This is a genomic window from Microbacterium sp. Clip185 (assembly GCF_028743715.1).
In the GTDB taxonomy this organism is placed as follows: Bacteria; Actinomycetota; Actinomycetes; order Actinomycetales; family Microbacteriaceae; genus Microbacterium.
On record NZ_CP117996.1, the window covers coordinates 315,263 to 328,758 of the forward strand.

Annotated in this window: 12 protein-coding genes; 7 read left to right on the top strand and 5 right to left on the bottom strand. The window is 71.0% G+C overall.

Features of this window, described 5'->3' with window-relative positions; all coding sequences use genetic code 11:
* Positions 1-140: 140 nt before the first annotated feature.
* From PQV94_RS01610 to PQV94_RS01625, 4 genes are read left to right on the top strand one after another with little or no spacing between them, the layout of a single operon-like run.
* The gene (locus PQV94_RS01610; RefSeq protein WP_274287065.1) at positions 141-884 is read left to right on the top strand and encodes a 3-oxoacid CoA-transferase subunit A; all 744 of its coding nucleotides are present in this window, start codon (positions 141-143) and stop codon (positions 882-884) included.
* Entirely contained in the window at positions 881-1,558 is a 678-nt protein-coding gene (locus tag PQV94_RS01615) for a 3-oxoacid CoA-transferase subunit B (protein ID WP_274287066.1), read from the top strand. The genes PQV94_RS01610 and PQV94_RS01615 overlap by 4 nt, the downstream gene beginning before the upstream one ends.
* Positions 1,555-2,730 (top strand): thiolase family protein, encoded by a 1,176-nt coding sequence (locus PQV94_RS01620; protein ID WP_274287067.1) that lies wholly within the window; start codon positions 1,555-1,557, stop codon positions 2,728-2,730. Before PQV94_RS01615 ends, PQV94_RS01620 begins: the two co-directional genes overlap by 4 nt.
* A gap of 22 nt (positions 2,731-2,752) precedes the next feature.
* A complete protein-coding gene (locus tag PQV94_RS01625) occupies positions 2,753-3,523 on the top strand; it encodes an IclR family transcriptional regulator domain-containing protein (protein ID WP_274287068.1) in 771 nt (256 codons plus the stop codon).
* 4 nt (positions 3,524-3,527) lie between these two features.
* Here PQV94_RS01625 and PQV94_RS01630 read toward each other — a convergent pair whose 3' ends face one another.
* Entirely contained in the window at positions 3,528-4,985 is a 1,458-nt protein-coding gene (locus tag PQV94_RS01630) for a peptide MFS transporter (protein ID WP_274287069.1), read from the bottom strand.
* A 56-nt stretch (positions 4,986-5,041) separates the two neighbouring features.
* The gene (locus tag PQV94_RS01635) at positions 5,042-6,334 is read right to left on the bottom strand and encodes a condensation domain-containing protein (protein ID WP_274287070.1); all 1,293 of its coding nucleotides are present in this window, start codon (positions 6,332-6,334) and stop codon (positions 5,042-5,044) included.
* 60 nt (positions 6,335-6,394) lie between these two features.
* On the opposite strand from PQV94_RS01635, the gene PQV94_RS01640 reads away from it, so the two are divergent.
* Together PQV94_RS01640 and PQV94_RS01645 are read left to right on the top strand one after the other, a co-directional pair.
* Positions 6,395-7,174, top strand: a complete 780-nt coding sequence (locus PQV94_RS01640) for an alpha/beta fold hydrolase (RefSeq protein ID WP_274287071.1) — start codon at positions 6,395-6,397, stop codon at positions 7,172-7,174.
* 101 nt (positions 7,175-7,275) lie between these two features.
* The gene (locus tag PQV94_RS01645) at positions 7,276-10,098 is read left to right on the top strand and encodes an ATP-binding protein (RefSeq protein WP_274287072.1); all 2,823 of its coding nucleotides are present in this window, start codon (positions 7,276-7,278) and stop codon (positions 10,096-10,098) included.
* 1 nt (position 10,099) lies between these two features.
* Here PQV94_RS01645 and PQV94_RS01650 read toward each other — a convergent pair whose 3' ends face one another.
* On the bottom strand, positions 10,100-10,924 hold the full coding sequence (locus PQV94_RS01650; RefSeq protein ID WP_274287073.1) for an ABC transporter permease: 825 nt from the start codon (positions 10,922-10,924) through the stop codon (positions 10,100-10,102).
* A complete protein-coding gene (locus tag PQV94_RS01655; protein WP_274287074.1) occupies positions 10,921-11,916 on the bottom strand; it encodes an ATP-binding cassette domain-containing protein in 996 nt (331 codons plus the stop codon). The genes PQV94_RS01650 and PQV94_RS01655 overlap by 4 nt, the downstream gene beginning before the upstream one ends.
* Before the next feature lie 275 nt (positions 11,917-12,191).
* On the opposite strand from PQV94_RS01655, the gene PQV94_RS01660 reads away from it, so the two are divergent.
* Entirely contained in the window at positions 12,192-12,560 is a 369-nt protein-coding gene (locus tag PQV94_RS01660) for a hypothetical protein (protein WP_274287075.1), read from the top strand.
* Here the strand turns inward: PQV94_RS01660 and PQV94_RS01665 are convergent.
* A complete protein-coding gene (locus tag PQV94_RS01665; RefSeq protein ID WP_274287076.1) occupies positions 12,488-13,432 on the bottom strand; it encodes an EamA family transporter in 945 nt (314 codons plus the stop codon). The genes PQV94_RS01660 and PQV94_RS01665 overlap by 73 nt on opposite strands.
* Positions 13,433-13,496 lie beyond the last annotated feature (64 nt).

Genomic DNA, 13,496 nt, shown 5'->3' on the forward strand with positions numbered 1-13,496 from the left:
CGGGGGCGCACTTCGGGTCCCTTGAGCACGGGTGAGGGGGTGACGAGCATGGGGGAGCGGGCATACAATGTTCGCTAGACGTACTTACGTTCGCAGAGCGAACATCCCGAGAGGGAGCGAGCACTTCCGAAGGAGGATGTGTGATCGACAAGACTGTCGCCGACGTCGCGTCGGCGGTCGCAGGCATCGAGGACGGCTCCACCGTCATGATCGGCGGGTTCGGCCGCGCAGGTCAGCCCGTCGAACTCATCGACGCCCTCATCTCGAACGGCGCGAGCGACCTCACGATCGTGAACAACAACGCCGGCAACGGCGACACGGGTCTCGCCGCCCTGCTCGCCACCGGTCGTGTGCGTCGTATCGTGTGCTCGTTCCCGCGCCAGTCGGACTCCTGGGTCTTCGACGAGCTCTATCGCTCCGGACGCATCGAGCTCGAGCTCGTCCCGCAGGGCAACCTCGCCGAACGCATCCGCGCCGCCGGCGCCGGGATCGGCGCGTTCTTCTCCCCGACCGGCGTGGGCACCGCGCTCGCCGAGGGCAAGGAGCACCGTGAGATCGACGGGCGCACGTATGTGCTCGAGCACCCCATCCGCGCCGACTACGCGCTGATCTCGGCGCGCGCCGCGGATCGCTGGGGCAACCTCGTGTACCGCGAGACCGCCCGCAACTTCGGCCCCATCATGGCGGCCGCGGCGACGACGACCATCGTGCAGGTCGACGAGATCGTGCCGCTGGGATCGATCGATCCCGAGACGGTCGTGACCCCGGGGCTGTACGTGGATCGTGTGGTCGCGGTCGGCGAGCGGCGCTGGTTGAAGGACGGCGTGTTCGTCGGCGGCACCGACCTGGAGGGCCGCCCGCTCGAGAAGGAGGAGCAGCGATGACCACCCGTGTCTCCCGCGCAGACCTCGCCCGCCGCATCGCGGCCGACATCCCCGACGGCGCGGTCGTGAACCTCGGCATTGGAGCGCCGACGCTTGTCGCCGATCATCTGCCCGCCGACCGCGAGATCGTGCTGCACACCGAGAACGGCCTGTTGGGGATGGGGGCGGCCCCCGCATCCGATCGCATCGATCCCGACCTCATCAACGCCGGCAAACAGGCCGTCACGGCCGTCGCGGGGGCCGCGTACTTCCACCACGCGGACTCCTTCGCGATGATGCGCGGCGGGCATCTTGACGTGTGCGTGCTCGGCGCCTTCCAGGTCGCGCAGAACGGCGACCTGGCCAACTGGTCGACGGGCGAGCCCGGTGCGATCCCCGCCGTGGGAGGGGCGATGGATCTCGCCATCGGAGCCAAGTCGGTCTACGTCATGACGGATCTGCTCACCCGCGCGGGCGAGCCGAAGCTCGTCGCCGCGTGCACGTACCCGCTGACCGGCGTGGGCTGCGTCTCGCGCGTCTACACGGATCACGCGGTCTTCGAGATCACGGATGCGGGCTTCGCCGTCATCGAGGCCTTCGGCGACAACACGATCGAGCAGCTGCGCGAGCTCACCGGTCTTGCGCTCATCGATGCGACGGATGCGGCCGCATCCGCGCCCCAGGAGGAGAAATGACCGCGAGCTTCGTCTACGACGCCGTCCGCACGCCGTTCGGTCGAGCCGGGGGCGCGCTCTCCGGCATCCGGCCGGACGATCTCGCCGCCCTCGTCATGCGCGCGACCGTCGAGCGCGCGGGGCTGGACCCGGCGCGCATCGACGACGTGATCTTCGGTGACGCGAATCAGGCCGGCGAGGACAACCGCAACGTCGCCCGATTCGGCGCGCTTCTGGCAGGACTCCCGACGACCGTCACCGGTGCGACCGTCAATCGCCTGTGCGCCTCGTCGGTGGAGGCCGTCATCCAGGCTTCGCGCGCGATCGAGTCCGGCGACGCCGATATCATCCTGGCGGGCGGCGTCGAATCGATGAGCCGCGCGCCCTTCGTCGTCGAGAAGTCGGCCAAACCCTGGCCCGCCGTCGGCAACCAGACGCTGTGGAACACGGCGATCGGCTGGCGCATGACCAACCCCGCGCTGCCGAAGCCCTGGACGATCAGCAACGGCGAGTCGGCGGAGAAGATCGCCCGCGAGTGGGGCATCTCTCGCGAGGCGCAGGATGCGTTCGCCGCGCGCTCGCATCGCCTCGCCGCCGAGGCCTGGGCTGCCGGTGTCTACGACGGTGAGATCGTGCAGGTTCCCGGCGCCGAGCTCGCCCGCGACGAGAGCATCCGGCCCGACACGTCGGTCGAGAAGCTCGCGGGCCTGCGGGCGTTGTTCGCCGCTGACGGTGATGGCTCTGTCACGGCGGGCAACTCCTCGCCCATCAACGACGGCGCCTCCGCCGTGCTCGTCGCGGCGGAGGGCGTGCTGCCCGGTGAGCCGCTGGCGCGCATCGCCGCCCGTGCGGCCCACGGCGTCGACCCCGACGTGTTCCCGATCGCCCCCATCGAGGCGGCGAACAAGGCGCTCGCCCGCGCCGGCTACACGTGGGGCGACGTCGACGTCGTCGAGCTGAACGAGGCGTTCGCCTCGCAGAGCCTCGCCTGCCTCGCCGGATGGCCCGACCTGGACCCGGAGCGGGTGAACATCCACGGCGGCGCGCTGGCCATCGGTCATCCCCTCGGCGCGTCGGGGGGTCGCATCATCGGCCACGCCGCACACGAGCTCGCGCGCCGCGGCGGGGGCATCGCGGTCGCCGCGATCTGCATCGGAGTGGGGCAGGGGCTCGCTGTCGTCCTCGAGAGGTGACCGGCGCCGATATGGTGAGCGGATGAGCGAGCAGGGTGACGCATCCGGCGAGTTCGTGCAGTCGCTCGCCCGGGGCCTCGCCGTCATCCGCGCGTTCGATGCGGAGCACGCAGAGCTCACCCTGAGCGATGTCGCGCGCCGCGCCGAGGTCACGCGCGCGGCCGCCCGCCGCTTCCTGCACACCCTCGTGAGTCTCGGCTACGTGCGCAGCGACGGACGCCTGTTCGCCCTCACGCCGCGGGTGCTCGAGCTCGGCTTCAGCTACCTGTCGTCGCTGTCGCTGCCCGAAGTGCTCCAACCGCACCTCGAACTGCTCTCGCGCGAGGTCGGAGAGAGCGTGTCGGCGGCGGTGCTCGACGGCGCCGACATCGTCTACATCGCCCGCGTGCCGGCCCGGCGCATCATGAGCGTGCGCATCACGATCGGCACCCGCTTCCCGGCGTACGCCACGAGCATGGGGCGCGTGCTGCTGGCGGCGTTGCCGGCATCCGCTCGAGCCGAGGCGCTGGCGGACCTGCATCCGCTCACCGATCGGACCGTGACGGATGCGGCGCGCCTGGCCGCCGAGCTCGACCGGGTCGCAGAGCAGGGCTGGGCCGTCGTGGACGGTGAGCTCGAGGCCGGGCTGCGCTCCATCGCCGTCGGAGTGCGCGACCGCAGCGATCGAGTGGTGGCCGCGATCAACGTCTCGTCATCCGCGACCCGCGACAGCGTCGAGCACCTCGTGCAGCACTACCTGCCGGCGCTCGTGGCCGCCGCCGATCGGGCGAGCGACGAGCTGCGCCGCGTTTGAGCGCTCAGCGCACACCTTTCATGAGTCGCAGCACGGGCTTCACCGCGAGCAGCAGCGCGACGCCGAGTGCGATCGCGATGAGTCCGAGGATCGAGAAGTAGCCGACCTCGTTCTCGGGGTCGTAGAACTCGCCCAGCGCGCCGGCGATCGCGGTGCCGAGCGCGACCGAGAGGAAGAACAGCGCGACCATCTGCGTGTGGAAGATCGTGGGCCCGAGCTTCGTCGACACCGACAGCCCGATCGGTGAGATGAACAGCTCGGCGACGGTGAAGACGAACAGGATGCCGATGACACCCAGCAGCGGTGTGGCGTTCTGTCCGCCGTCGGCCCAGATGAGGAAAAGCCAGAATGCGACGCCCATGACGATCGCCCCGATCGCGAACTTGACCGGCGTCGACGGCTGCCGTCGGCCGAGCTTCGTCCACAGGGCGGCGAAGACGCCCGAGAGCAGGATGATGAACACCGGGTTGATCGACTGCACCCACGAGACGGGCATCTCCCAGCCGAACAGGTCGCGGTTGAGTCGTTCGTCGGAGTAGATCGTCAGCACCGTGAACTGCTGCTGGTACAGCGACCAGAATCCGACGCTCACGATGAAGAGCGGAATGAACGCGTAGACCCGTGAGCGTTCGGTCGCGTCGATCCGCCGCGAGCCCAGGATGACGGCGAAGTAGGCGATCGCGGCGACGATCGTCACGACGATGACGACGAGTGCCAGGTTGTCGGCCCGCACGATGCCCAGCAGCACGCTCGCCGCGATCACGACCACGCCGGCCACGGCGATGCCGATCCACAGGGCGCGACGCTCGCGCGGCAGCGGGTTCGGCACGGCCCGCGCCTCGGCGGGCAACTGGCGGCGGCCGAACGAGTACTGCACGAGACCGATGGCCATTCCCACCGCCGCCAGACCGAAGCCCCAGTGGAATCCGGCCAGCGACTGCAAGAGCCCTGTCAGCAGCGCCCCGAAGAAGGCGCCGAGATTGATGCCCAGGTAGAACAGTGAGAACCCGCCGTCGCGGCGGGGATCGTCGTCGGTGTACAGCGTGCCGACGACGGATGTGGCGTTGGCCTTCAGTCCGCCGGAGCCGAGGGCTACGAGCGCGAGACCGATGCCGACGCCCACGAAACCGGGCAGGAGGGCCAGCGCGATGTGACCTGCCATGATCACGATGGCGCTGAAGAAGAGCACGCGTTCGGAGCCGAGCAGGCGGTCGGCGATCCACGCGCCGAGGATCGTCGAGAGGTACACGGCGCCGCCGTAGGCGCCGACGATCCCGGTCGCGACCGCCTTGTCGAGACCCAACCCTCCTTCGGTGGCGGAGTAGTACAGGTAGATCAGCAGGATCCCCTGCATCCCGTAGAAGCTGAAGCGTTCCCACATCTCCACGCCGAAGACGTGGGCGAGTGCCCAGGGCTGTCCGAAGAAGCGGGTGTCGCGCGTGGTGCTCTCGGGCGCAGTCATAACCGCCACCGTATCCCCGCGGCCTCAGTCGGCGCGGGAGGTTGCCTGCGGGGCTTTCAGCCCGCGACGGGTACGGATGCGGTCGCCGCTGCCCGGAGCTCGCTCTCCACCGCATCCAGCCAGAGCGTGAGGGAGGCACGCGCCTCGGAGGTGTCGGGGTAGCGGCAGCGCAGGTGCAGACCCGTGTCGTTGATCACGAACCAGACCATGACGCCGTTCGTGCGGATCACCGCGGAGATCCACGATGCTTGCGGGTCGTCGACCGAGACGGGCAGGCGTCGTGTGTCCAACCACGACAGCGCGAACATGCCCGGCGTTCGGGGCATCCCGCCGCGGGGCGCGAACACCGGAGCCAGCGGATGCGAGCCGAGCTGCAGCGCGCGGCGGACATCGGCGGCGCAGGCTGCCGGGTCGCCGTCCTCGCACTCGATGACCGAGTTCGTGATGAACCAGCCCACCGCATCCATCCACCGCGGATCGTTCCGGCTGTGCACGGGGAAGACGGCACGAAGCGGCGCGTCGGCGACGCGACGGGTGGCGCGCGTGACCGCCGCCAGCGCGACCGCCGTCGCCCGAACGCCTTGCTCCTGGGCGACCCGGGTCAGCTCCACCACCTGCGCGGGATCGAGCACGTCGCGCATCTCCACGACCTCGTCGTGCACTCGGCTCATGTCGCCGAGGGGGAGCGGGAAGCGCGGCATGGCCTGCTCGCCGGCCGCGAGCAGGCGCTCCCACTCGTCGCGCACGTCGGCGGGAGATTCGCCCATCGCCTCCAGCAACGCGGTGTGCTCGGCGAACGGATGCGCCGACCCTAGGTCCGGCTCGTCGCCCGCCTGCACGCGGCGCAGCGCCCGATCCAGGTCGCGACCCAGCACGAGCAGCGACCACATGTCGACGTGCGCGTGGTCGCTGCCGATGACGACGACCGGCTCGCCCGCATCCGGTTCCACGAGACACAGGAGGAAGGAACCCGCTGCATGCGGGCGGCAACCGGCGTCGAACGCCTCCCGCAGTGCCGCCGCGAGGTCGGTGGCGGCGGAATGTGCGCGCCACACGCCGGGGGTCTGCTCACCCGCGAACAGCCGCACGCGCTCACCCGCGCGGAAGACGGTGCGCAGGGTTCCGTGGCGGGCGACGACCGCATCCCACGCGCGGCCCAGGGCTTCGCGCTCGGCGCCCGGGATGCGGAACGACATCGCCATCCACGACCCCGGCCGGTCGCCTTCGCCCACGTGGCGGCCCTGATCGAACGAGACGGGCAGCTCCTGATCCGTCGCTTCGATGACGACGTCGTAGCTGTGCAGCCGCCCGGCCGGGAGCCGGAGGTGGGCGACATTGGTCAGGCGCATGGCGCCGTAGTCTAAGGGGCGCAGATTGCGCGCAGTGGACGGGTGGGAACGGAGACGCGGATGCCGGCGCTACGTGTGCGGGGCGCGAGCCTCGACTACGACATCACCGGCGACGAGGGGCCCCTCGTCGTGCAGCTGCACGGGCTGACCTCGAGCCGCAGTCGCGACGCGCAACTGGGCCTCGACCTCGGTCGTGCGCTGCGCGGCCACCGCATCCTGCGCTACGACGCGCGCGGACACGGCCGATCGAGCGGCACCGACCGAGAGTCGGACTACGGCTGGGACGCGCTCGCCGAAGACCTGCTCATGCTGCTGGACGCCGTCGCACCCGGTGAGAAGGTGCACGGCGTCGGTCCGTCGATGGGAACGGGAACTCTGCTGCACGCGGCGGCCGCCGACCGGCGCCGGTTCTCGACGCTCACCCTCGTCACGCCCCCGACCGCCTACAAGCGGCGCCGGGCCCAGGGCGACGTGTATCGGGCGAACGCCCAACTCGTCGAGCGCGGGGGCCTCGCCGCTCTCCTCGAGATCGGCAACACGGCCCCCGTTCCACCGGCCCTCGCGGACGCACCCGAGACGCGCCCCACCGTGCCTGCCGAGCTGCTGCCGACCGTGCTGCGGGGAGCCGCCGCCACGGATCTTCCGCCCAAGAAGCGCATCGCCCGCATCGAGGTGCCGACCCTCATCCTCGCCTGGACCGGCGACCGCACGCATCCGCTCAAGACCGCGCGAACGCTGCGCGAGCTCATCGACGACAGTCGCCTGATCGTGGCACGCAGTCCCTACGGGGTGATGGCCTGGCCCGGCCTGTTCGCCGAGCACGTCACCACCCGCGCCTGAGCCCCGACGGCCGTCTCTTTCCGGGTCCCACCCCTCTTCCTTCCCGCTCGCGGTCGAGAGGCGGGACGGGGTCGGATGCGGGCGCGTTCTACAGTGAGAGCATGCGGCTGCGGTTCTTCGGCGGTTTCGCGGCCGAGGATGCGGCGGGTACGCCCATCGAGGTGCGCGGATCACGCCAGCGTGCGCTGCTGCTGAGGCTCGCGCTGGATGCGGGAACGACCGTCAGCTACCGCGCTCTCGCCGAGGACGTATGGCCCGACGACGCCCCGGAGGACCCGCGCGCCTCGCTGCAGTCCCTCGTGTCGCGGATGCGGCGGACACTGCCGGACGGGGTCCTCCGTGCAGAGCCCGGCGGTTACACGCTCGACGTCGCCCGCGACGACGTCGATCTCGTGCGCTTCGCCGACCTCGTGCAGGCGGCACGCGCGGGCGCAGACCCCGCGCCCCTTGCCCGCGAGGCGCTCGCCCTGTGGCGCGGTGAGCCCTGGCTCCCCGACGGCTTCGACTGGGTGCTGCGGGACCTTCTCGAAGACCGCGCGCACGCGGAGCGGCTCTCCAGCGACGCGCCGCCGCGACAGGTGCCGCCGGATCCGGTCTCGGCCATCCCCGCAGCCCTCACGCCGCTCGTGGGGCGTTCGGCGGAGCTCGCCCTCATCTCGTCGCAGCTGCAGACGTTCCGACTCGTCACTCTGCTCGGGCCAGGCGGCGCCGGCAAGACGACCCTCGCCCTCGAGACGGCCCGCCGGCTGCCGCCCGCCGTCTTCGTCGAGCTCGCACCGGCCCAGCCGGGCGAGGTCTGGAGCACGGTGGTCACGGCCCTCGGGCGCAGCATCCGGCTCACCGACAACCCCGCGGGCGAGCTCTCCGCGGCGGACAGTGTGCTCGCCGCCCTCGCGGGTCGCTCCGTGCTGCTGGTGCTCGACAACGCCGAGCACGTGCTGCAGGAGACGGCCGAGGTCGCGGGGACCGTGCTCACGACGCCAGGCGTCAGGGTGCTGGTGACGAGCCGCGAGCCGCTGGGGCTGCCCGGTGAGGCGTTCGTCGAGCTCGGTCCGTTGCCGGATGCGGATGCCACCGCTCTCCTCGTGGCCCGCATCCTCGCCGCGCGCGGCACGCAACCGACCCCCGAGGAGCTTCCGGCCGTCGCGCGCATCGCCCGGCATCTCGACGGGCTTCCGCTCGCTCTGGAGCTGGCCGGCGCGAAGGCGCGCACGCTCGGTATCGACGAGCTGGAGTCCGGCCTCTCCGACCGGTTCGCGCTGTTCGATCGCGGCCCTCGTTCGGCGGCGGCCCGCCATCAGACGCTGCGCTCGGTCATCGACTGGAGCTGGGACCTGCTCGGCGAGCCGGAGCGTGAGGGACTGCTGGCACTGGCCGTGTTCCCGGACGGCATCGACGCGGCGGATGCGGGCGCGGTCGCCGCGGTCTTCGCCCTGCCCGCGAGCGTGTTCGACGAGCTCGTCGACCGCTCGCTCGTGCAGCGGGCGCGCGGGCGGTTCCGCGTGCTCGAGACGGTGCGCGAGTACGGCATCGAACAGCTGCGCCGCCGCGGGTCTGAGGAGCGGGCGCGCGATGCGCAGGCGCGGGTGCTCGCCGGGCGGGCCCTCGAGCGCGACGCGGAGCTGCGCACGCCCGCGGTGCGTTCCGCGATCGCGTGGTTCGATGCCAACGAGGAGAACCTGGCCGCCGCCACCCGCTGGAGCGGTGCGCGGGCGCAGATGAGCGAGACGGCGGTCGAGCTCGTGCGCGCCCAGATCTGGGTGTGGATCATGCGCGAGCGGCTCGAAGCACTGCGCACCGCCCTCGAACTCGTCGGCGAGGCCGCCACGCTCGATTCCGAGGCGGGCGTGGTCATCACCGGCGTGCGACTGATCTTCGCCTCGGCCGACGCGCACGTCTCTGGCGGGTTCACCGCCGAAGACGCCGATCGGATCGCGCAGGCCGCTGCGGCGCATCCGTCGGAGCTGACGCTGATCCTGCCCGTCCTGCTCAAGGCTCAGGCCCGCGCGATCGGCGACGGTCGCACCGGCACGCCCTGGCTGCCCAACTTCCGGCTGGACCCTGCCGATCTCGTGGGGGCGCCGACCTGGTCCCGCGGTGTCGTCGCCGCGATCGAGGCGGCGATCGCCCAGAACGGCGGCGACATCGAACGGCTCGACCGTCAGAGCGAGCAGGCGCTGCGTCTGCTGCGCGAGGTGGGCGACACGTGGGGCATCGCCCTGGCCAGTCAGATGCGCTCGGAGTGGCTCATGCTGCACGGCCGACTCGAGGAGGCGCTGGAGATCACGGATGCGGCCAGCCGTGCACTCGAGGGCCTCACCTCGGCATCCGACCAGCTGCAGCAGCAGGCCTTCGCGATCGTGCTGCTGGTGCGGCTCGGTCGCGTCGATGAGGCGCGGGCGCGCCTGGTGGGGATGCAGGAGGCGGCCCGCCGAGACGGCTCCGACCGCGCCATGCTCCAGGCGGCCATCACCGTGGTCACCTTCGAGGTGATCATGGGCGACGGGCAGGCCGCCCTGAGCATCCTGGACACCCTGCCGCTCGCACTGCGCGACGGGACGTTGCCGGGGATTCCGCCGCAGATCCACGCCTGGATGCACGCGCGTCATGCCCAGGCGCTCGTGCTTGCGGACCGTTTCGATGAGGCGCGCGACGAAGTGCGCGTCGGCATTGAGCTCGCGATCGGATCGGGCGACCAGCCGATCATGGCGGATGCGGCGCTCGCCGCGGCGGAGCTGTTCGCCGCGACCGATCGCCCGGACGACGCGCGGCACGCTCTGGCTCTCGCGGCGGCGCTGCGGGGCCGAGCCGACGAGACGGATCCCGTCGTGCAGCGCGTACGGGCCAAGATCGGAACGGATGCGGGGCCGGACGCTTCCGCATCCGGCCCCGCAGATCTCGCCGACCTGGCGGCGCTGCTCTGAGTCAGGCCTTGCGCATGTAGGCGCGCACGGTCAACGGAGCGAAGATCACCACGATGACGGCGGCTCCTGCGAGCGAGACGAACAGGTCGCTGCCGACGACGCCCGAGTTCGCGAGGTCTCGCACGGCGGTGATGAGGTGGGAGATCGGGTTGATCTCCGCGAACCAGCGCAGCACGTCGGGCAGCGTGTCGACCGGGACGAAGGCGTTCGAGAGGAAGGTCAGCGGGAACAGCGCCAGCATCGAGATGCCCTGCACACTGGCCGCCGTGCGGGCGATCACACCGAAGAACGCGAAGATCCAGCTCATCGCCCACGACGACACGATCACCAGCAGGCCCGCGCCGATCACGGCGAGCACGCCGCCGCCGGGACGATAGCCCATGACGAAGCCCATCCCGAAGGTGAGGGTGGTGGCGATCGTGTAGCGCAGGGTGTCGGCCAGCAGTGCGCCCGAAAGGGGTGCGATGCGGGCGATGGGCAGGGAGCGGAAGCGGTCGAACACGCCCTTGTCCATGTCTTCGCGCAGCTGCGTGCCGGTGACGACGGAGGTGGTGACGACCGTCTGCACGAGGATGCCGGGGATCAGCAGCGGCAGGTAGTTCTGCACGTCGCCGGAGATCGCGCCGCCGAAGATGTACGCGAACATCAGGGTGAAGATGATCGGCTGCAGCGTCACATCGACGAGCTGCTCCGGCGTGCGCCGGATCTTCACGAGACCGCGGTACGCCATCGTGAGGGTGTTGCTCACCGTCTGCGACAGGCTCGTGCGGTTCTTCAGTGCTCGCTCGGTCGCGGGCACGATGCGGTGGGGGGCGAGGGTGGTCATGCGGTCACCATCTCTTTCGTCTCGGTCTCGTCGGCGGTGTCCGCTCCGGTGTCGTGACCGGTGATGGTGAGGAACACCTCGTCGAGGGTGGGTTTCTGCACGCTCATCTCGGCCAGGCGCACGCCGCCGGTGCGAAGAGCCAGGAGCAGGTCGGTGACGCGGTCCGCATCCGCCATGGGGGCCGTGATGCGCGAGGCCTCGGGGGAGAGTGTCGCGCGCACCCCGAGCACGGTCTCGACGATCTCGAGAGCGGATGCGGTGTCGGCCGTCTCCGAGACGCGAAGCTGCAGGCTGGCGGTGCCCACGGATGCCTTGAGCTCGTCCGAGGTGCCCTCGGCGACGACGCGGCCGTGATCGATCACCGCGATGCGGTCGGCCAGCTGGTCGGCCTCGTCGAGGTACTGCGTGGTCAGCAGCACGGTGGAGCCACCGGCGACCAGCTCGCGGATCGTGTCCCACATCTGCCCGCGGGTGCGGGGATCGAGGCCCGTCGTCGGCTCGTCGAGGAAGATGAGCGGCGGCTGCGCGATGAGGGACGCGGCGAGATCGAGGCGCCGCCGCATCCCGCCGGAGAACTTCTTCAGGGGACGTCGTGCGGCCTCGGTGAGCCCGAAGCGCTCGAGCAGCTCGGTCGACTTCGCGCGTGCCTCGGCACGGCTGAGCCCCAGCAGCCGCGCGAAGATCATGAGGTTCTCGGTGGCCGAGAGGGTCTCATCGACGGAGGCGAACTGACCAGTGACGCCGATGAGCTGGCGCACGACCTGCGGCTGGGTGGTCACGTCGTGACCGAAGATCTCGGCTCTGCCCGCATCCGGACGCATGAGGGTTGCGAGCATGTTGATGGTGGTGGTCTTGCCGGCGCCGTTGGGGCCGAGCACGCCGTAGACGGTGCCGGTGGGAACGAGCAGGTCGACGCCGTCGACCGCGCGGTTGTCGCCGAACACCTTGACGAGGCCTTCGGCCCGGACGGCGGGAGGGGGTGTGGTGGTCATGGGGAGCCTTTCTGCTGGCGTGCTCCCAGAGTGCGCCGCACCCGCCGTCATGCCGCTGTCACGCCGCCCCCACCGCTGTCACCGCGCTGTCAGCCCCGACCCCACGGCCCGCGTCTCCTCTCCCCACCCTCCCCTACTTCCTCCGCGAGACTGCATTTCCATCACGAGATCACTGTCATTACCCGTGATCTCGTGCTCGAAATGCAGTCTCGCGGGCAGGTGGGCGGAGCGCGAGGGCGGTGCGGAGGGCGGATGCGGGGTCGTAGGGTGGCGGGATGAACCCGGACTGGACCCCGCACCGCCGCGACGACGGCGAGCTGCTCGGGTGGATCCGGCCGGAGGGATCCGGCTGGGTCGCCGTCGATCTTCTCGGCCACGACATGACCGCGCCCCTGGAGTGGCTCGACGCCGAAGAGGCGCTCGAGGCGCGCGGCCTCGGCTGGCTCGCCGACAAGTGGATGCTGGAGCGCGAGGGCGCGGCCCCGGTGGCGGTGCGTCTCGTGGAGGTGACGCCGGAGCGCATCGTCGTCAAGAGCGAGGACTTCGGCGCGATCGACGCGCCCCTTCGCACCTACGAACTCGGCTGGCCGGCGCCGGCGGCGCTCCGACCGCGTACGCCGGCGGACACCCCGCTCACCTTCTGACCACGCGGGCGGAGCACCGCGATGCCGACACCGATCAGCAGGACGGCACCGCCGACGAGCTCGGCGGGCGCGGGTGTCTCGCCCAGCGCGAGCCATGCCGCCGCGATGCCGACGGGCGGTACCAGCATCGTGAACGGGACGACGGCGGATGCGGTGTGCCGGGCCAGCAGGGTGTTCCAGATGCCGTAGCCGACGAGGCTCGCCAGCCACGCGGTATAGGCGGTCGACAGCAGCTGCGCCGTGGTCAGGTGCGTGAGCGCGGCGCCGACCGCATCCGCTCCGTCGAGCGCGACGGCGAGGAGCACCATCGGTACGGGGACGACGAGCGCCGACCAGGCGGTCATCGACAGTCCCGCGAGCGCGCCGCCCCGCCCTGCGCCGCCGAGCCGGCGTGCGATGACGTTGCCGATCGCCCACGAAGCAGCCGCCGCGAGCGTCACCACGAGGGCGAGAGCGGGTGTTGCGGCGTCCCGTCCTGCGGCGACGATCCCGAGGCCGGCGGCCCCGACGACCACGCCCACGACCTGCGTCCGGCGCGGAGTCTCGCGCAGGGCCAGGGCGGCGAACACGATCGTGAAGGCCACCTGGGCCTGCAGCACGAGGGAGGCGAGGCCCGGCGGCATCCCCATCGCGAGGGCCGTGTACAGCAGCCCGAACTGACCGAGGCTCATGAACAGTCCGATGAGCAGGATGTCCCGCATCCGGCCCTGGGGCCGCGGGATGAAGAAGATGGCGGGGAAGAGGACGGCGATGAAGCGCAGGGCGACGAAGAGCGCGGGCGGCATGCCGTCCAGGCCCGCATCGATGACGACGAAGTTCACGCCCCAGATGACGGCGACGAGGGTGGCGAGGAGTGAGGAACGAAGGGGCACCCGCCCATCGTGACCGAGCGAGTTCGTGCAGCACCAGCGCACGGTTCTGCATGGATCCGTGCAG

What these genes read in the sequence shown, in the direction of transcription:
- PQV94_RS01615 (WP_274287066.1), top strand. Translation starts at nt 881, where the DNA reads ATGACCACCCGTGTCTCCCGCGCAGACCTCGCCCGCCGCATCGCGGCC.
- PQV94_RS01620 (WP_274287067.1), top strand. Translation starts at nt 1,555, where the DNA reads ATGACCGCGAGCTTCGTCTACGACGCCGTCCGCACGCCGTTCGGTCGA.
- PQV94_RS01625 (WP_274287068.1), top strand. Translation starts at nt 2,753, where the DNA reads ATGAGCGAGCAGGGTGACGCATCCGGCGAGTTCGTGCAGTCGCTCGCC.
- PQV94_RS01630 (WP_274287069.1), bottom strand. Translation starts at nt 4,985, where the DNA reads ATGACTGCGCCCGAGAGCACCACGCGCGACACCCGCTTCTTCGGACAG.
- PQV94_RS01635 (WP_274287070.1), bottom strand. Translation starts at nt 6,334, where the DNA reads ATGCGCCTGACCAATGTCGCCCACCTCCGGCTCCCGGCCGGGCGGCTG.
- PQV94_RS01640 (WP_274287071.1), top strand. Translation starts at nt 6,395, where the DNA reads ATGCCGGCGCTACGTGTGCGGGGCGCGAGCCTCGACTACGACATCACC.
- PQV94_RS01645 (WP_274287072.1), top strand. Translation starts at nt 7,276, where the DNA reads ATGCGGCTGCGGTTCTTCGGCGGTTTCGCGGCCGAGGATGCGGCGGGT.
- PQV94_RS01650 (WP_274287073.1), bottom strand. Translation starts at nt 10,924, where the DNA reads ATGACCACCCTCGCCCCCCACCGCATCGTGCCCGCGACCGAGCGAGCA.
- PQV94_RS01655 (WP_274287074.1), bottom strand. Translation starts at nt 11,916, where the DNA reads ATGACCACCACACCCCCTCCCGCCGTCCGGGCCGAAGGCCTCGTCAAG.
- PQV94_RS01660 (WP_274287075.1), top strand. Translation starts at nt 12,192, where the DNA reads ATGAACCCGGACTGGACCCCGCACCGCCGCGACGACGGCGAGCTGCTC.